This is a genomic window from Pseudomonas sp. FP1742, from assembly GCF_030687145.1.
Taxonomy (GTDB): domain Bacteria; phylum Pseudomonadota; class Gammaproteobacteria; order Pseudomonadales; family Pseudomonadaceae; genus Aquipseudomonas; species Aquipseudomonas frederiksbergensis_D.
Map to the genome: position 1 here is coordinate 3,595,920 of NZ_CP117460.1, position 19,319 is coordinate 3,615,238.

12 protein-coding genes and 1 tRNA gene are annotated in these 19,319 nt (G+C 58.0%); 9 read left to right on the forward strand and 4 right to left on the reverse strand.

Annotated features, from left to right (window positions below; translation table 11 throughout):
* Positions 1-2: 2 nt before the first annotated feature.
* On the reverse strand, positions 3-2,555 hold the full coding sequence (ligD, locus tag PSH64_RS15955) for a DNA ligase D (protein ID WP_305477788.1): 2,553 nt from the start codon (positions 2,553-2,555) through the stop codon (positions 3-5).
* Between the two features lie 166 nt (positions 2,556-2,721).
* The gene (locus PSH64_RS15960) at positions 2,722-3,399 is read right to left on the reverse strand and encodes a type 1 glutamine amidotransferase domain-containing protein (protein ID WP_105344634.1); all 678 of its coding nucleotides are present in this window, start codon (positions 3,397-3,399) and stop codon (positions 2,722-2,724) included.
* A 394-nt stretch (positions 3,400-3,793) separates the two neighbouring features.
* Here PSH64_RS15960 and PSH64_RS15965 point away from each other — a divergent pair, with 394 nt between their 5' ends.
* The 6 genes from PSH64_RS15965 (at position 3,794) to PSH64_RS15990 (ending at position 13,759) form a co-directional block, all read left to right on the forward strand.
* The gene (locus PSH64_RS15965) at positions 3,794-4,309 is read left to right on the forward strand and encodes an Hcp family type VI secretion system effector (protein WP_074687775.1); all 516 of its coding nucleotides are present in this window, start codon (positions 3,794-3,796) and stop codon (positions 4,307-4,309) included.
* Positions 4,310-4,439: 130 nt separating this feature from the next.
* Complete coding sequence (tssI, locus tag PSH64_RS15970) at positions 4,440-6,482, forward strand: type VI secretion system tip protein TssI/VgrG (protein WP_305477789.1); 2,043 nt, start codon at positions 4,440-4,442, stop codon at positions 6,480-6,482.
* Positions 6,472-7,209 carry a DUF4123 domain-containing protein gene (locus PSH64_RS15975; RefSeq protein ID WP_305477790.1) on the forward strand — a complete coding sequence of 246 codons (738 nt, stop codon included), beginning with the start codon at positions 6,472-6,474 and terminating at the stop codon, positions 7,207-7,209. The genes tssI and PSH64_RS15975 overlap by 11 nt, the downstream gene beginning before the upstream one ends.
* Complete coding sequence (locus PSH64_RS15980; RefSeq protein WP_305477791.1) at positions 7,209-12,083, forward strand: RHS repeat-associated core domain-containing protein; 4,875 nt, start codon at positions 7,209-7,211, stop codon at positions 12,081-12,083. Before PSH64_RS15975 ends, PSH64_RS15980 begins: the two co-directional genes overlap by 1 nt.
* Positions 12,084-12,085: 2 nt before the next feature.
* Entirely contained in the window at positions 12,086-12,307 is a 222-nt protein-coding gene (locus PSH64_RS15985) for a hypothetical protein (RefSeq protein WP_095131298.1), read from the forward strand.
* 537 nt (positions 12,308-12,844) lie between these two features.
* Entirely contained in the window at positions 12,845-13,759 is a 915-nt protein-coding gene (locus PSH64_RS15990; protein WP_305477792.1) for a hypothetical protein, read from the forward strand.
* Between the two features lie 1,056 nt (positions 13,760-14,815).
* On the opposite strand, the gene PSH64_RS15995 is transcribed toward PSH64_RS15990, so the two are convergent.
* A complete protein-coding gene (locus PSH64_RS15995) occupies positions 14,816-14,965 on the reverse strand; it encodes a hypothetical protein (RefSeq protein WP_305477793.1) in 150 nt (49 codons plus the stop codon).
* Positions 14,966-15,197: 232 nt separating this feature from the next.
* Here PSH64_RS15995 and PSH64_RS16000 point away from each other — a divergent pair, with 232 nt between their 5' ends.
* Complete coding sequence (locus PSH64_RS16000) at positions 15,198-15,464, forward strand: hypothetical protein (protein WP_305477794.1); 267 nt, start codon at positions 15,198-15,200, stop codon at positions 15,462-15,464.
* A 164-nt stretch (positions 15,465-15,628) separates the two neighbouring features.
* Complete coding sequence (locus PSH64_RS16005; protein WP_305477795.1) at positions 15,629-17,629, forward strand: U32 family peptidase; 2,001 nt, start codon at positions 15,629-15,631, stop codon at positions 17,627-17,629.
* A 186-nt stretch (positions 17,630-17,815) separates the two neighbouring features.
* Here the strand turns inward: PSH64_RS16005 and PSH64_RS16010 are convergent.
* Positions 17,816-17,890, reverse strand: a tRNA-Gln gene (locus tag PSH64_RS16010).
* Positions 17,891-18,115: 225 nt separating this feature from the next.
* On the opposite strand from PSH64_RS16010, the gene PSH64_RS16015 reads away from it, so the two are divergent.
* Complete coding sequence (locus PSH64_RS16015) at positions 18,116-19,228, forward strand: CapA family protein (RefSeq protein WP_305477796.1); 1,113 nt, start codon at positions 18,116-18,118, stop codon at positions 19,226-19,228.
* The last annotated feature ends 91 nt before the right edge of the window (positions 19,229-19,319 follow it).

The window sequence follows — 19,319 nt, forward strand, 5'->3', positions numbered from 1 at the left end:
GCCTACTTTTTCATCCCGACCCGTCGCCGCATTTCGGCAGTGATCGTCTGCCGGGTTTTCTTCATATCGGCCCAGGGTTCATCGCCTACCTCTGCCAGGCGTTCATGCACGGTCTGCAGGTTCCATTGATCGCCCCCCTTGAGCTCGGCCACCTCATCGCGAAAAATCGGCACCGACACCGGCAGCCCTTCGCGGGTGCGCACGGCGTAGGCGCAAATCGTGGTGGCGCCCAGACCGTTGCGCAGGTAATCGATGAAAATGCGCCCGACACGGTTTTTCGGTCCCGACACCGCGGAAAAACGATCCGGCAACAGCTTGGCCATGTGGCTGACGATCGCGTGGCTGAAGTCCTTGACCTCATCCCAGCCGTGCTTGCGGGTCAACGGTACAACCAGGTGAATCCCCTTGCCGCCACTGGTTTTGAGAAACGCCTTGAGCCCCAGTTCATCGAGCACCGTGAGGGTCAGCCGGGTGGCTTCGATCATGCTCTTCCAGGGCAGCGCCGGGTCCGGGTCGAGGTCGAGCACGAAGCGGTCCGGTTTATCCAGATCGACTGACGTGGCGTTCCAGGTGTGCAGCTCCACCGTGCTCATCTGCACCGCGCCGATCAGGGCCTCGGCGCTGTTGATGATCATGATCGGTTGGCCTGTCAGTGCCTTGTCCAAGGTGACAATGCCGGGAATGGCCAGATTTTCAGCGTTCTTCTGAAAGAACAGTTCACCGGCGATACCCTCCGGCGCGCGCACCAGAGCCACCGGCCGGTCCTTGAGTTGCGGCAGAATCCACTTGGCGACGCCGGCGTAATACTCCGCCAATTGCATCTTGGTGATGCCGCTGCTGGCGTCGATTACCCTGTCCGGGTGGGTGATACGCACCTTGCCCTGCCCCAGGCCGACTTGTGACGGTGCGGGTGCGGCGTGCTTTTTGCTGGCTGAGGTCTTCACGGTTTTCGGCACCTCCTCGGTGATCTCTTCGGCAGGCTTATCCTCACGCAGACCGTGGAACACAGCATGGCGCACCGAGCCGTCCTTGGTCATTTCGGCAAAGGCTACTTCCGCCAGGAGGCTGGGTTTGAGCCAATGCACTCCCTTGGCCTCGAACCCGGTGGGCGGGTTGACCACCGACGGCTTTTTCGTCTGCAGTGGCTTGAGTTGTTCATAAAGACGCTTGAGGGTTGCCTCGTTGAACCCGGTGCCGACCTTGCCGGCATAGCGCAACTCACCGCTGTCGCGGTCGTGCAACCCCAGCAGCAACGCGCCGAAAGCACTGCGCGCGCCTTTGGGATCGGTGAAGCCGACCACGACGAATTCCTGCCGATGCTTGCACTTGAGCTTGATCCAGTCACTGGTGCGCCGGGACACGTAAGGCGAGCCCAGGCGTTTGCCGATCAAGCCTTCCATCTGCATTTCGCAGGCGCTGTTGAGCAAGGCTTCCGGGGACTCGCCGAACGCATCGGAGAATCGCAACAACGGGTTTTCATTGAGTTTGAGTACAGTCGCCAGCGCCGCCCTGCGCTCCTCGACAGGCACTGCGCGCAGGTCCACGCCGTTGAGGTAGGGCAAATCGAACAGGTAGTAGACGATGTTGCCACTACGGCCGGCATCGAAGGCGTTTTGCAGCGCCTGAAAATCCGGAACGCCCCGCTCGTTGGCCACCACCATTTCGCCGTCGAGCCAGGCCGATTCCAGGCCCAGCGCCGCTAGCGCCTGGGCCTGCTCAGGCAATTTGTGAGTCCAGTCGTGACCGTTGCGGGTAAAGAGTTTGACCTCGCCGTGGTCGATACGCGCCATCACCCGGTAGCCGTCGAACTTGATCTCATAGCTCCATTCGCCGCTCGGCGCGGATTCGACCAGCGTCGCCAGTTCAGGCTTGAGCAGCTCCGGCAGCCTGGCTTTACGGGCGCCTTTCAGTATTGGCGACTTTTCCTTGCGTGCCTTGGCCGGAGCTTTTTTGATCGGTTTGGGTGGTTCCGCACCGTGCTTTTTTTCCACGATGGTGCGGTCGCTGAGCACGCTGTCGGGCTCGGCGGCGACCACGTCGTACTCGCTTTCGGGCCTGGCTGCGCCGTCCTGATGCTTGATCAGAAACCATTGCTCCTGCTTGCCCGGCATGTGCGTGCGCACGAGGTTCCACAAACCGCCGAGTTTTTCCCCTTGCAACTCGAATTTCAATCGCCCCTTGGCATATGCCTTTGCCGGGTCGTCCTGGGGAATCCACACGCCGCGATCCCAAACGATCACGTCACCGGCACCGTAATGCCCTTCGGGAATGTTGCCTTCGAACGTGGCGTAATCGAGTGGGTGGTCTTCTACATGAATCGCCAGGCGCTTGACCTTGGGGTCCAGCGACGGGCCTTTCGGCACGGCCCAACTTTTCAGTGCGCCATCGAGTTCCAGGCGAAAGTCATAGTGCAGGTGCGAGGCGTCATGCTTCTGAACGCAGAACTGCAAGGCATGATCCTTCGTCGTCCTTTTGCCCGAGCGTTTGGCGGCGGCCGGTTCCGGGGTCGCCGCAAAATCACGCTTGCGGTTGTAATCGTCCAGGGTCTTGTTCATGGCATACCGGGTGCTCGCTGCGGGACGCTGAATCGGCACGTCTCTACATCAGCAGAGCGACAGGCCCGGAATAAAATTCCATCGCCATTGAAATCGCCCGGACAGACGGACCAGTGCCGAGGTACTTGTTCGCCGCCTCGCAGAGTAATGCTGCAATCTTTTGAGCTTATTCCAGCTTCGCCAACAACGCCTTGGCGGTCGCTTCCGAGGACGCCGGGTTCTGGCCGGTTAGCAAAAGACCATCCACCACCACGTAACTCGCCCAGTCATCGGCCTTGGAGTAAATGCCACCGCTGGCCTTGAGCATGTCCTCCACCAAAAACGGCACAACGTCCGTCAATTGCACAGCGGCTTCTTCGGAGTTGGTAAAACCCGTCACGCGCTTGCCTTTGACCAACGGTTGGCCGTGCGCATCCTTGACGTGACGCAACACACCCGGCGCGTGACAGACCGCCGCCACCGGTTTGCCCGCCTTGGAAAACGCCTCGATCAGCGCAATCGAATCGGTGTCTTCAGCCAGATCCCACAACGGGCCATGGCCACCGGGGTAGAAAACAGCGTCGTAATCCTCGGCCTTGACGGTGCTGAGCACCACGGTAGACGCCAATGCGGACTGCGCAGCGGAATCCTTGCGAAAGCGATCGGTGGCTGCGGTTTGCGCGTCCGGTTCATCGCTTTTAGGGTCCAGCGGCGGCTGGCCGCCCTTGGGCGAGGCCAGGGTCAGCTGCGCGCCGGCGTCTTTGAAGGTGTAATACGGCGCGGCGAATTCTTCGAGCCAAAAGCCGGTTTTCTTGCCAGTGTTGCCCAATTGATCGTGGGACGTTAAAACCATCAGGATTTTCATGTCGTTCTCCAGTCGATTTCAGGTGTGTTCGGCGCTGGATTTGACCATCGGGCGACACCGTTCGTTGCACTCACTCCCGGCATGACGGCTCATAGCCTTAGTGCGCAAGAAGTTGCGCAGTCATCCCGTCGAAAGGCGCCTCGACAACGCTGGAGGCCCGGTGTATCAAGCCCTCCAGCCGAGTGCGCAAGAAGTTGCGCAGTGGTGCGCAACTTCTTGCGCACTTTTTCAGGTAATCGTTGCCAAGAAACCTCCAAGCGCTTGAAAAAACCTCCCAACCACCTGTTTTATATAGCTTTAATCATTTCTGGCACGCTCTTTGATAACAGTCAGGCACCCACCGGGCGATACCGCCTCCCGGGCACCTTAAATTTATCCGCAAGGAGAGCACCCCATGGCAACACCAGCGTACATGTCCGTTACCGGCGAAAAACAAGGCCTGATCACTGCCGGCGCATTCACCGCCGACTCCGTTGGCAACACCTACCAGGAAGGCCACGAAGACCAGGTCATGGTTCAGGCGTTCAGCCACGACGTGATCATCCCGCGTGACCCACAGTCCGGCCAACCGACCGGTCAGCGTGTACACAAGCCAGTCGTGATCACCAAGGTCTACGACAAGTCTTCGCCACTGCTGCAAGCGGCGCTGACCTCCGGCGAGCGCATGAGCGAAATCGTTATCCAGTGGTACCGCACTTCGGCTCAAGGTACCCAAGAGCACTACTACACCACCAAACTGGAAGACGCGATCATCGTCGCCATCAACAACAAAATGCACAACTGCCAGGATCCGTCGAACGCACACTTCACGCACCTGGAAGAAGTGCAGTTCACCTACCGCAAAATCACCTGGACCCACGAAGTATCCGGTACTTCGGGTTCCGATGACTGGCGCGCTCCAGTCGTTTAATCGCGGCTGACAGTTACAAGCATCGGCCAGCTCTGCTGGTCGATGTTGTTTACGCCCCTCCAGAATTTCGCGTCCGTTGCCCGGTTTCCGGTTGCCAACGAACGCAGCAGCACTGCACGAGGAACAAGGGATGTTCGCGCCGGCCAATCAGACTCACTTTGCCCTGACCATCGAAGGACTGGAAAACGATCTCCAGGTCCTGTCCCTGCAAGGTCGGGAAGCCATCAGCCAGCCTTTTGTGTTTGAGGTGGAGCTGGTCAGCGAGCAGCCGTCCCTGGACCTCGAGACCTTGCTGCACAAACCGGCTTTTTTGCAGCTCTCGCCTGACGGCAGCGGCATTCATGGCCAGATCTACCGCGCCGCCCAGGGCGATTCGGGCAAACGCCTGACCCGCTACGCCGTGACGCTGCGCCCGCAGCTGTCCTACCTGGCGCACCGCATCAACCAACGCATCTTCCAGAACCTCACCGTTCCGAAAATCATCGGGATGGTCCTCGAAGAGCACGGCATCCAGAGCAATGCCTACGAATTCAAAGTCGGGGCGATTTATCCCGAGCGCATTTACTGCGTTCAGTACGATGAATCGGACCTGCAATTCATCCAGCGCCTGTGCGAGGAAGAAGGTATCCATTACCACTTCCAGCACAGCGCCACGGCCCACAAGCTGGTGTTCGGCGATGATCAGACGGTGTTCCCGAAACTCGCGCCCGTGGCCTATCATCAAGACTCCGGCATGGTCGCCAACGACCCGGTGATCAAGCGCTTCGACCTGCGCCTGGAAACCCGCACCAGCCGCACCACCCGCCGCGACTACGACTTCGAAAAGCCGCGCCTGAAACTGGAAAGCGAAAACCGTGGCGACGCCCTGCCCGACCTCGAAGACTACGACTACCCTGGTCGCTTCATCGACCGCGAACGCGGCAAGCACCTGGCCAAACGCGCCCTCGAGCGTCATCGCAGCGACTTCCAGTTGGCCGAAGGCCGAAGCGATCAGCCGTTGCTGGTCAGCGGCCACTTCCTGGCCCTGACCCAACACCCCAAGGCCAAGTGGAACGACCTGTGGCTGCTGACCGAAATCCTCCACGAAGGCAAACAGCCGCAAGTGCTGGAAGAGTCGGTGACCAGCAGCACCACCAACCTCAAGGACGACTTCCACCAGGGCTACCGCAACCGTTTCCAGGCCACCCCCTGGGACGTGCCGAACCGCCCGCCGCTGAACCACCCCAAGCCACGAATCCTCGGCAGCCAGAGCGCCGTGGTCACCGGGCCAAAAGGTGAAGAGATCCACTGCGACCGATACGGCCGCGTCAAAGTGCAATTCCATTGGGACCGCGAAGGTCAGGCCGACGACAAGACCAGCTGCTGGCTGCGCGTCTCCTCCGCCTGGGCCGGCGCCCACTACGGCGGCATTGCCATTCCGCGGATCGGCATGGAAGTACTGGTCAGCTTCCTCGAAGGCGACCCCGATCAACCGCTGATCAGCGGCTGCCTGTACCACAAGGAAAACGTCGTCCCGTACGCCCTGCCGGCGAACAAGACCCGCAGCACCTTCAAAACCCTGAGCTCTCCGGGCGGCGGCGGTTTCAACGAACTGCGCATCGAAGACAAAAAGGGCCAGGAACAGATCTTCCTGCACGCCCAGCGCGACTGGGACGAGAACGTCGAACACGACCAGAAAATCCGCGTCGGCAACGAACGCCACGACACCGTCGAGCAAAACAGCTACAGCGAATTCAAGGCCGAAGAACACCACACCGTCTACGCCGACCGCAAAGTCGAAGCCCGCGCCAACGACCACCTCACCGTGGGCGTCAACCAGCACATCAAGGTCGGCACCGGCCAGTTCATCGAAGCCGGCCAGGAAATCCACCTGAGCAGCGGCATGAAAGTCGTGCTCGAGGCCGGCAGCGAACTCACCCTCAAGGCCGGCGGCAGCTTCATCAAGATCGACGCCAGCGGCGTCACCCTCAGCGGCCCGGCGATCAACATGAACTCCGGCGGTAGCCCGGGCAGCGGCACCGGCGCCGCCCCGCTGATGCCCGGCGTGCTGAAACAGGCCGACGCTGACAAGGCCGGCCAGGTCCTGACCCCGGCCCAGATCAACACCCTCAAACGTAACGCGCCGTTCTGTGAAGAGTGCGAGAAGTGCAAGGCAGGTGCTTGTGCGATCTAATCGGCTGACACCCAAAGACTGGCTGGCACAACAGCCGCTGCAAAAAGACGAACGCCTGTACCTGATCGTCAGCGCCGCCAGCGATGCCGAAGCGCTCAAAGCCTTGTACCAGAGCGAACCGTCCATCCAAACCATTCCCGTCTGGGGCGGAACGCCCTACTCCACCTGGCAACCGGTAATGCCCTACGTTGCCGAACTGGAAAACAACTCGGCCTTCCTGCCTTGGGTCACCGAAACCGACGCCCTCGACTGGGGTTGGCTGGCGGTTTCCCGCTCGGAACCCAACGAAGTCTTCGAACACCTGCGCAGTTTGACCCAAGTGAAGATGCCGGACGGGACCGAGGTGTTTTTCCGGTTCTGGGACGGGCGGCATATCTATCCGATTCTTGAAGGGCTGGGTGAAACGGCTGGGGAAGTGTTGCCGATGTTTGAGCGGTATCTGATCAATGGGCGCAGCCTGGAAGTCGGGCCGAGGGTGGTGCCGAAGGCGAAGGATTGGCCGTGGTGGGAGGTGCCGAAGAAGTTGCTGGATCAGTTGGCGAAAGAAGATCAGACGACGCTGGTCGGCAACTTGATGCAATGGCTCGAAGAAGCACGCCCGGATCTCTACACCGCGTGGCCCGAGAACAACCTGAAACTGAAAATCACCCGTTTCGTGCGCCGCCCGGATGCTCCGGACAACCTTAAAGAAGCACTGTTAAACCACCTGATTCTGGAGCAAGGCTGATGGATCGCGTTGCCACTATCGAAACACAATTGGATTCCTTCAAAAACAGCCTGAAGCTGTACCGCGAGGAAACCAAGAGCTGGTACGCACAGCTTGCTGACAAAGCCAGCCGAGCTGCAGACATGCCCTCCCTGCTTGGTATGGAGCGCGTAATCAAGGCCGGCGACTCCAGCAAGTCTGTCAGCATGACTGATGGTGATTTTTCATACGTCGCCAAGTGCCCGCTTGTAGGGCCACTGCTGATTGAGAGCAAATTCGAATCGGTTTTCGACATCCCTATCGGCGATATCAAGGTCGATATCATTGCCGTGGATGGAGGCGCCAAGTCGACGATTACCTTGGATAAACAGGGTAAAGGCAGCTTTCAGGGACAGCCTGGAAAATCCTATAAGATCCACGTCCACGATCAGGTGACGCCTGCGCAGATCGACACCCTTTTCAAATCCTACGACGGCTTAGCTGCCGATCTGGAAGGGTTTCTGCGCAAGGAATGGACAGGCTTCAAACCGCAGTGGTCGAATCAAAGTGCGTCAGCCAAAGCGATGGCAATTGGGGTCGGCATTCTCGAAGGTGGATGGGAAGCTATCAAAGGCGTCTGGGATGGCATCTCAAAGGCCTTGGACATCCTTCAAAACCCTAAAAAGTTTGCAGAGGACTTGGGGGCCGGTGCCGAGGAACTGATCAAGCTGGCCAAAGAGGCGCCAGATGTGATGAAACAGGCGATGTTGCTTGCCAGCGACGAGGCCGCACTGTTCTTGATGGTGCATTGCGCATCTATCTGGGTTTCAGCATTGCCACCGACGCAAGCGGCGGGCCAAACGGCGAAGATGACATCGGCCGCCGTTATCGGAATTCTCATCGACATCGTGATTTCGGTCGTACTGACCGTCGCAGCCGAAGGCGCCGGGCTATTTTACCTAGCCGCACGTTTAGCAAAATACGGCCAGATCATCGTCAAGGCTGTTACCGGATTTGTGAAGTCGTTGTTCAACATCATCAAAGGCTTCATGGGCTACGTCGGCAAATACGTCGCTATCGCCGCTCGTGGAGTAGCGACTCGGGTAGAAAAGGGAGTCGCGCAGCTACGCTTTGATGGCAAACGTAATGCGACCGTTGAACACGGAAAGCGTCCTGATGATGCCTCGAAACAATCGAAAAACCCCGATGAAAAAAGCGCTGCACCGGCGCAGGACACTTGCACCAACGGCTGTCCGGTTTCAATGGTCACGGGTGAGGAACTACTGACTCTTACCGATGGCCAACTCCACGGTCTGCTGCCGTTTGAGTGGACGCGCCTTTATCGCACCAGTGCGGTCGAGATCGACAGTCGTCTTGGGTATGGATGGAGCCACGCTCTTTCTCATCGGCTGGATCTGGATGATGAAGGCGTCCTGTGGACGGACAACGAAAACCGAACCACTCGTTTTCCGATGCCGACACAACAGCGCCCCGCTATCACTAATAGCCTGTCGAAAGCGGCCATCTACCTGGGATCGACCCCAGGCGAACTCATCTTGACGCAGGCCGGACAGAATCCGCGCTTTTATCATTTCCGCGCGGGCCGTTTGATCACCATCAGTGACGCGTACAACAACCAGTTACTGTTGACCTACGATTTTGCTGACCGAATCCAGCGTATCGACAACAACGCCGGACGTTCCCTTTTAGTCCGCCACGAAGACCGTCATATCGTTGCCGTGGATTACCAGCTGCGCCGCGCCGAATACACGGATCAAGGTCAACGGCAGGAGCCATGGATCACCGTACAAACCCTGGTGACCTATCGGTACAACTCGCAAGGCCAACTTATCAGCGCCACCAATGCTGCCGGTGAAACTGAACACTACCGTTACAACGAACAGCACGTAATTTTGGAACGACAACTGGCCGGCGGTGCGAGCTTTTTCTGGGAGTGGGAAAACGAAGGTAAATCGTCACGCAGCATCCGTCACTGGGCCAGCTTTTCACAGATGGACTCGCAGTACGCTTGGGACGATGCCGGCAAAGTTACCGTTACAAACGCGGATGGTAGCGAGCAGGTTTATGTGCATGACGAAAATGCTCGACTCATCAGCGAGATCGCTGCGGACGGCGCTGAAACACAGAAAGCCTATGACGAAAAAGGTCGGCTGATTGAAGAAAAGGATCCTCTCGGCGCAATCACTGAATATCGTTACAACGACGCCGGCCTGCTTGCCGTTGTTATTCCTCCTGAAGATGCGCCGACATTCTACGAATATCGACATGGCTTTGTGAGTGAGATTCATCGCGGCAAAGCGAGCTGGAAATACCAGCGAAATAGCCAAGGCGATATCACCCGCCAGACAGATCCTGACGGCAACGAAACACACTACAGCTACGATGCCCAAGGTCGTGTGCTGGAGATCGTTCATCCAGACGGCGGACGGCATCAGCTCGCCTGGAATGGACTGGGTCAGTTGATCGAAGAGGCATTGCCTGATGGGGGGCGGCGTAAATACCGCTACGACGCACTGGGTCGTCAGATCACCCGCCAGGACGAACACGGCACCATCACCCATTACCAATGGGATGCGGCTGGCCGCTTGACGCAGACCACACAGCCTGGCGGTGCGACCCGCACTTACACCTATAACGCCTACGGCAAGATCACAGCCGAGCGCGATGAACTGGGCCGTATCACCCGCTACGAATACGCCGACAACCTGCAACTTGTCAGCCGCCGCATCAACCCGGACGGCAGTGAGCTGCGCTATCGCTACGACAACTCACGCCTGCTGCTGACTGAGATCGAAAACGAGCGCGGCGAACATTATCAGCTCGACTATTACTCAAACGGGCTGATACAGCAGGAAACTGGATTTGATGGTCGCCGTACTGCCTACGAATATGACCTGAATGGCAATCTGCTGAAAAAAACCGAGTACGGCGACGACGGTAGCGAACTGGTCACTGAATACCAGCGTGACTCCGGTGGCCGCTTGCTCGTGAAGACATTGGCTGATGGCGAGGAAATTCACTACAGCTATGACGCTCTCGGTCGCTTGGTCAACGTCGATGACGGTCACTGGCCACTGGCTTATGAATACGACTCCCAAGATCGGCTGATCACCGAGCATCAGGGCTGGGGCACCCTGCGCTACGAGTACGACAGCGTCGGCCAACTCAAGCATTGCCGTCTACCGGACGGTAGCAAGCTCGACTATCGCCGTTTGCCTGGCGGCAATCTCAGCAGCATTGACCTCAATGGTTCTCGCCTGACGTCTCACCAGTTCAAGGCTGGCCGTGAACAGCAACGTCAACAAGGTTTGCTGTTGAGTCAGTATCAATACGACGATCAGGGTCGCCTGCGTGCCCACAGCGTCAGCCAGCGCGACAGCGTCCTGCTGCAGCGCCGGTATAACTACGACGCGGCAGGCAACCTTGCAGGCATCAACGACAGCCTTAAAGGTATCCGCAACTTTCACTACGATCCGCTGGATCGCTTGATCGGCGTTCGGGGTGCAACACCGGAGAGCTTCGCACACGACCCAGCCGGCAATCTGCTGGGCCAGAACAATGAAGGCACCGCCAACCTTGCCAACGTAAAAGGCAACCGCCTGCTCATGCAGGGCGATCGTCACTACGACTACGACGCCTACGGAAATCTGATTCGCGAACGCCGAGGCACCGGACAGAAACTCGTCACTGAATACCGCTATGACTGCCAGCATCGTTTGATTGGCGCCAGCCTACCGGGCGGTAGTATCGCATCCTACAGGTACGACGCATTCGGCCGGCGAATCGAGAAAACAGTCGATGGTCACACCACCGAATTCCTCTGGCAAGGCGAACGTCTGGTCGTAGAAAGTGGTGACAATCGGTATCGCACCTATGTCTATGAGCCGGACAGCTTCCGCCCATTGGCAATGCTCGATGGTGAAGGCCCACTCAAAGCCACGCCTTTCTACTACCAGCTCGATCATTTGGGCACACCGCAGGAACTCACCGATTACAGCGGCGCGACCATGTGGTCGGCCAAATATCGGGCCTACGGCAACCTGGCTGCGCTGGATGTATCGGAGATCGATAACCCGCTACGGTTTCAAGGCCAGTATTTCGATGCAGAGACAGGACTTCATTACAACCGCCACCGCTACTACACCCCGAGTACAGGACGGTTTCTAACCCCGGACCCGGTAAAGCTTGCAGGTGGCCTAAACAACTACCAGTACGCACCCAACCCTACCGGCTGGGTAGACCCGCTCGGCCTGATGTTCAGGGCAATAACTAAGGCAGTTTCCGGTGTCGCCAAAAAGGCACCGTTGAAACCCGCTGCGAACTGCCCGAAGCCCGGAGGGACATCTTCTCCGAGCACCACCCCTACCCTCGCAGACTCCAGCGTAAAGACTGGCGACGTCACCCCACCGGCAGTCATAGAGTCGAAGCCAGACTTCTATGTCGGACCATCCGGGCCGGACTCGACTTTGCCTGCGACGGGTTACCGGTATATGGGCTACAAGAATGCTGACGGAACCGTAAACACTCACGCGCAGAACACAATCAACACTCAGGAAGCTCGATTGTCGTATTTTGGTTTTGAAAAATTTGAGACCGGAGACGCCGCTACGGAAGCTTTCCAGGTACGAGCACCGAAGCACGTTACCGCGGCCGACCCGGATCCGGCATGGAGTGATGGGCGTCTGCGCTTGAAGTTTGACACGCTGCAACTCTACAAAGATGGTGTGCCCAACGCTACAGTGCCGTACGAGCTTGGTGGCAAAGGTCCGAACCTGGAACCGTTCACCAAAGCGTACCCTGAGTACGGTACGGGTGGTGCGCAGCAACTCATCCCCAAACCGGGTACCACCACCATCATCAAAGCGGATGAAGTCACTATCTTGCCGGAGAAGTAACAGTGCTAACCGATCTAGAAGCGCGCGTAGCGCTCAAAGAACTGATTGAAAAATACCTCAAGGGAAGAGATCCCGATTACGACCGTCTGATCGAAATTGTTCAGGATCCTTCGCGGCAAGTTCCGATCAGGGGTGTGCTTGAGGATATTAGACGGTACAACAAGGTTCAGTACACACAGCAGGAGCTTGAGCTGATCGACGACCTTTTGTACATGTATGGGTGAGACGAAACGTATTGGTAGCGGGCGAACGGTTGAAATATGAACGCCTTCGATCAGTGTCCGTTCAAGCTTGGTTAGAGCAGCGCAAGCCGTTTGGCTCATTCTGGCCCCTCTCATTTTGATATCTACCATTACCCGATAGCTGCCACTGATGGCGGGCAGCTATCGGCCGAGGCTGTGTAAAAACGTTTTTGAGCGCGACAGGTACTCAAAACCGGACTGAAAATCGCGCTTCTACGCAAAATCCACATCTGCTGACGTGGCGATAAATTTCAGATTTAACGTAGACGCGGGCACTTCAATTTTGGTGAAGCGTTTTTACACACTCTGGGTGGATTTCTGCCGGCGGCGACCGGCAGAAATCGGCCAGGAGCGGACAGATCTAACCCTACTCGAACTTGCCACCTTGGGGGCTGCCTCAGTGATTGACTGCTTGGGTTTGACTATAAAGCTTGGCACTACTCAAACCGGGGGAGACGTCGCCATCATGCAAAGCCCGGCCAGGTTAGACACCTAGACTCGCTCAGTGACGAGTTTCTTTTGGAAGCAAACAAAAGCGGCCAAGCAGCCTGGCTGGAACTTTCTAGCGAATTGGTCTTGACTGAGAACGGGGTTTTCCACTTAAGAATTGAAGGTAGCTGGAGCATGAAAAACGCACTCCTCTTCATCTTCGCCACACTTACAGTTGCCTTTGCCTCGACGTCCTACGTGCTGTACACAAATCAGCAAGGCAAACCTATCGGCAGCCTACCAGATCAGTTGGCCAAAACTCCTCAATTTGCACCATCCGCCAAGACTTACCAGGGCCAAATATTTGTAGTCACGCGGGGCGGTGAAAGCATCCCACTTGGGGGTATCTTCGTGTCGTTTCATTCCCCGCAAGTGATCAAAGACTATGAACTTAGAATGTACCAGGCATTGGCCTCGGATGTAGCCAAATACTCTGAAAAATTTGAAAAACAGTATATGAAATATGCGGCCACCGAAGCTATATACAACGAAGTAGTAGAGAAACAGCAATACAAAAATTACAAAACAATTCGCGGAATGTTGGATAATGCAGAGAGGTACCTGCGATATGCCTACGAAGATCTACTCTATGTATCCGGTGCTAAGCCCTACGCTGAGGCAGCGCCGGAGTCGGCGATCACCACTCAGACCGATGCCAGCGGCAAATTCAGCCTGACACTTCCTGCAGATGAGCCACTTGTTGCCGCCACTTGCGCGTCGCGGGAGGTTTCGGATAAGACCGAACGGTACTGCTGGTTCATCAACATGGATGGCTCAAAAGCGGTACTGATGAACAACCACAACGTGCTGGGGAAACGCTCGGACGATTCCGCTATCAAAACTCCAGGCCTGCCCCTGGATTGCAAACAATGGCAGGAATGCGCCGCCGCCGTATATGCGGTGAAACAGGCTTATGCGCCATACGCTGTGACCGCAGCAAAGTAAAGCGAAGCAAAAATTTAAGGTTATTCGCGGACTCTGGGGGTACGAGCGAGTTGACCGTCTGGGAAGCAGGTAAATCGGCAGTCCCCAAACACACCCTTCACCTGCCCCTGCTGTCGCCGTGCATCCTATTGATCTTGCCGCTTTCTGGTCAGGCTACGAAGTCGTCGCCTCTCGCCCCGCTGCTGACAACACCCTGCTGATTGAGTTGGAACCCCAAGCCATGCGAGTGCCCCAGTGTAGGGGCTATCGGCAGCCAACTCCTTTGATCCACGAACGACGCCTGTTGGCCGATTACTGCCTGAATCATGCGTCGCCAAGAAAGCATGGTATGGGTGGCATGGTCATCATGGCAAACGTGCCATTCCAAATGCGGAGCTATTAAGGACTGCGCATTTGTTAAGTTCAGCTAGTTACCGCCATATACCTCACCCCGGTGCTGAAGGGCGATGAAAGCGGCTGCTGTTATCTGTTGATCTGTCCAGTTCCTGGTTAACCATATGGTCAGAGACGCGCCGGATAGGTGCCACCACAGCATTCGTTGGCTTGTGTTCTGTTTGATCAGGTGATCAGAAGCCACCCACCAGGCGACCCGCTTACTCCTATCGGTTTCCCCTTTCAAAATGAAAAGGTCGTACAGATACGAATATGGACTTAACAGCACTATTATCGGCTCGCCTGAGACTTTGGCGAGGCTCCATACCCACTCACGCTGCGGGGCCGATATAGCCTGAGATGGGGGCAAAGGGTACTGAGACATTCTATACAGACCGACCCAATAGGCACCCCAAGGCAGGATGAGCGCGAGTCCAAGAGTTCCGATGAGCAAAAAGCCGACACGACGCATCATGAGGGAAGAGTCCTTTTGCCAGAAAGTAACCATCGTACATCGGTGCTGTCTGCTTATGGCCGATGGCAGACGAGCTGGTTCACGCTGCCAGCAGTACTAGGTACTCATGCGCATATCGTTAGCACCGTTCAATGCAAAGCCGAAGTCGTCGTTGGACACCTGAGCCGCTTCGTTGAGCCGTTGGCGGAGCGCAGCGGTTAATCGCCTCTCTACTTCCCATGGGTCCGGGCGGCGAGCTGCGGTGCTAATTGCGGGGACAGGCTCATCAACGACTGATTGAGCGAACGTGCCGTTTCATACGCGGCCTTCTGCACGAAGCTTATTTCCACCAGTTCTCCCTGTGCTTTGCGAAACTCCATCTCTGCCATCCGCACCTAGAAAAAGGGACAGATTTATTTTCATGGCGGGAAAATAAATCTGTCCCCTTTTGGCCCCTTTTGGCCTCAATGTCCCCTTTTGGCCTCAAGGCTCGCACCGCAGCCTGGCGCTATCGATTCAGCAATTGGCCGTGCTGGGTGAGTTGTTGGTAAACCGGGCGCAGGACAACCTCGACCCACCCGGTGGGGCGTCGGAAGTTCAGGAGGCTCAGCCATGATTCGATACATGCCGATTACCGGCATCGACTGCACGACCCCTTCCCTGCTGATCGACACTGAAACACCTGTCGATGTGTTGCACGACACAGCGGCGTATCGCATTCGCTGTGTCACTCAGCTGTTGGAAGGGCTGTCTCTTGGCGAAGCGCCTGGCGGTGACGCAGCGCTGTTGCAAGAGTTTGCGCGGGTGCTGGCCATCCCGCTGCGGGACGGCTGCGATTTGCTGGATGTGGTCGGGCGGCGGTTACGAACGCAGCTTTAATTCAGCCAATAACAATGGGCGACCCCAGGGTCGCCCATCTTTTATCCCCTTATACCCGACTTTCTCGACGACAAACCTTACGTACCGGACAGCACGCGGATGCCGGTCAAGCGTTTCGCCGCTACAATGCGCACCTTGACCGTGACAAGCCAGACTAAAAAAACATGTCCCTACCCAAGCATCACCTGGAATTGCTCAGCCCCGCCCGCGATGTGGCCATCGCCCGCGAGGCCATCCTGCATGGCGCCGATGCCGTGTACATCGGGGGCCCGAGCTTCGGCGCCCGCCACAACGCCTGCAACGAGGTGAGCGATATCGCCCAATTGGTGGAGTTCGCCCGTCGCTATCACGCCCGGGTGTTCACCACCATCAACACGATCCTGCATGACAACGAACTGGAGCCGGCGCGCAAGCTGATCCACCAGTTGTACGACGCCGGCGTCGACGCGCTGATCGTCCAGGACCTGGGCGTGATGGAGCTGGACATTCCGCCGATCGAGCTGCACGCCAGCACCCAGACCGATATCCGCACCCTGGCGCGGGCGAAGTTCCTCGATCAGGCCGGTTTCTCGCAACTGGTACTGGCCCGTGAGCTGAACCTTCAGGAGATCCGCGCGATTGCCGACGAGACTGACGCGGCCATCGAATTTTTCATCCATGGCGCGCTGTGCGTGGCGTTTTCCGGTCAGTGCAACATCTCCCATGCGCAAACCGGGCGCAGCGCCAACCGTGGCGACTGCTCCCAGGCCTGCCGCCTGCCGTACACCCTCAAGGACGAAAAAGGCGGTGTGATCGCTTACGAAAAACACCTGTTGTCGATGAAGGACAACAACCAGAGCGCCAACATCCGCGCGCTGGTGGAAGCCGGCGTACGCTCGTTCAAGATCGAGGGGCGCTACAAGGACATGGGCTATGTGAAGAACATCACCGCCTGGTATCGCCAGCGCCTGGACGACGTCCTCGAAGACCGCCCGGACCTGGCTCGCGCTTCCAGCGGCCGCACCGCGCACTTCTTCCTGCCGGATCCGGACAAGACCTTTCACCGTGGCAGCACCGACTACTTCGTCAGCGAGCGCAAGATCGACATCGGCGCCTTCGACTCGCCGACCTTCACCGGCCTGCCGGTGGGCGTGGTGGAGAAAGTCGGCAAGCGCGACTTGCTGGTAGTTACCCATGAGCCGCTGTCCAATGGCGACGGCCTCAATGTGCTGGTCAAGCGCGAGGTGGTGGGTTGGCGTACCAACATTGCCGAGGCCAAGGGCGAGTTCGAAGAGGACGGTGAAAAGCGCTACCGCTACCGTGTCGAGCCCAACGAGATGCCGAAGGGGCTGCATCAGTTGCGGCCGAACCACCCGCTGAACCGTAACCTCGACCACAACTGGCAGCAGGCCTTGCTCAAGACCTCCGCCGAGCGCCGGGTGGGTGTGGCATGGGTCGCTCGCCTGCATGAGGATCGCCTGGAGTTGACCGCCACCAGTGAGGAAGGTGTCAGCGCCAGTGTCGCCCTGGACGGTCCATTCGGTCTGGCCAACAAGCCGGAACAGGCGCTGGAGCAACTGCACGACCTGCTCGGCCAACTGGGCACCACTCAGTACCACGCCACGGCCATCGAGCTGGATGCACCGCAGGCATATTTCATCCCCAACTCGCAGCTCAAGGCCTTGCGCCGGGAAGTCATCGAGGCGCTGACCACGGCCCGCATCAATGCCCACCCACGGGGTGGTCGCAAGGCCGAGACCGATCCGCCACCGGTGTACCCGGAGTCGCATCTGTCGTTCCTGGCCAACGTCTACAACCAGAAAGCCCGCGACTTCTATCACCGTCACGGCGTCAAGCTGATCGACGCGGCCTATGAGGCTCACGAGGAAACCGGTGAAGTGCCGGTGATGATCACCAAGCACTGCCTGCGCTTCTCCTTCAACCTCTGCCCCAAACAGGCCAAGGGCGTCACCGGTGTGCGTACCAAGGTCGCGCCGATGCAACTGGTGCACGGTGACGAGGTATTGACGCTGAAGTTCGACTGCAAGCCCTGCGAGATGCACGTGATCGGCAAGATGAAGGGGCATATCCTTGATCTGCCGCAACCGGGCAGCGTGACGCAGCCGGTCGTCGGCTACATCAGCCCTGAAGACCTGCTCAAGACCATCCCTCGCGCGCCCCACTGAGTGACGGGCGAGCGCGGCGCCAAGACGTCGCGCTCGCATGTCGGCTGAATGAGGTTAAAGGCGGGTATGTAACCGACACAAAAAAACGCCAGGCCGGAACGGCGTTGGCGTTTCTCGTAAACACAACCATCCCGGACTCGCGCACTACCTGCCGGCTGAGTCAAATCTGGATGAGTGTAAGGAAAATGGCAGGGGCGGCTGGATTCGAACCAACGCATGGCAGGATCAAAACCTGCTGCCTTACCGCTTGGCGACGCCCCTGTATTTGTTGCGACGAGTGCCTGGCACTCTCTTTCTGATTTCGCAGCTTGCGAGCAATATCGAGCTGCTGCGTCCTTGAGCTGCAAGCCCTGTAAGGGACCTCTGCAAGAACGCGCGGAAATTTATCAACTTTTGCTGTGTCTGGGAAGACCAAAAACAAACTAATTTGTTTTAAAACAGATATTTACTGTAGATCCAGGCGATTCGGGATATCCGGAGGGTGCCATGGCAGCTGTTACCGGTACGCTGAAGCTGTTTCTCTGCGGCGATGTCATGACCGCTCGCGGCATCGACTCCGTACTGCCGCAACCTGGCGATCCGCGGCTTTACGAAGACTATGTCAAGAATGCCGGTGATTACGTCCGGCTGGCAGAGAGCGTCAATGGTCCGATTCCCCGTCCGGTCGATTTCAACTATATCTGGGGCGTTGCGCTGGATGAGTTCGAACTTCGCCAGCCACACGCACGCATCATCAATCTGGAAACCGCGGTGTCCCGCCGCGGACGACCGGAGCCAAAGGGCATCAATTACCGCATGACCCCGGAGAACTTCCCGGCCATCTGCGCCGCCGGCATCGACTGCTGCGTGCTGGCCAACAACCATGTGCTGGACTGGGGCGCGGCCGGTCTGGCCGATACGCTGGATACCCTATCGAACAACGGCATGTGCAGTGCCGGCTCCGGGCTCAACCGGCAATCTGCCGAAGCGCCCGCCGTGCTGCCGTTGCCTGGCGGGCAGCGCTTGCTGGTGTTTGGCCTCGGCACACCCGACAGTGGCATTCCACCAGACTGGGCCGCGACTGATAAGCGCGCGGGCGTCGCACGGCTGAAAGATCTGTCGATGCACAGTCTGCGCCCTGTGGCCGAGCGGATTCTCAAGTACAAGAATCCGGGAGATCGGGTGGTGGCCTCCATTCATTGGGGCGGCAACTGGGGGTTCGAGATCCCACAGGAGCAGGTCCGGTTCGCCCATGCCCTGATCGATGAGGCCGGAGTTGACGTGGTGCACGGGCATTCCTCGCACCACATCAAGGGCATCGAGGTGTACCGCGAACGCCTGATTCTGTATGGCTGCGGGGATCTGCTGAACGATTACGAAGGCATCGAGGGCCACGCAGCCTATCGCGGCGACCTGGGGCTTCTGTACTTTGCCTCGTTGGCCCCGGACGGGCACCTGCAGACGCTGGAGCTGATACCCACCCGCCTCCATCGTTTTCGCCTCTGTCGCGCCGAAGGGGATGACCGCCAATGGCTGCACGACACCCTTTCTCGTGAGTGCGCAGGCTTGGGCAGCGGCATCCGGCCGGGCGCGCAAAATGCCTTCAAGTTGCGTTGGTAGGCTTTTTCATTTCTGCGTCGCTTTTGCATTTCTGTGCGACAGATCGCACTTCAGGCACTCCCGTACTACTCCCTCTTGGTGTTAGTTTGGA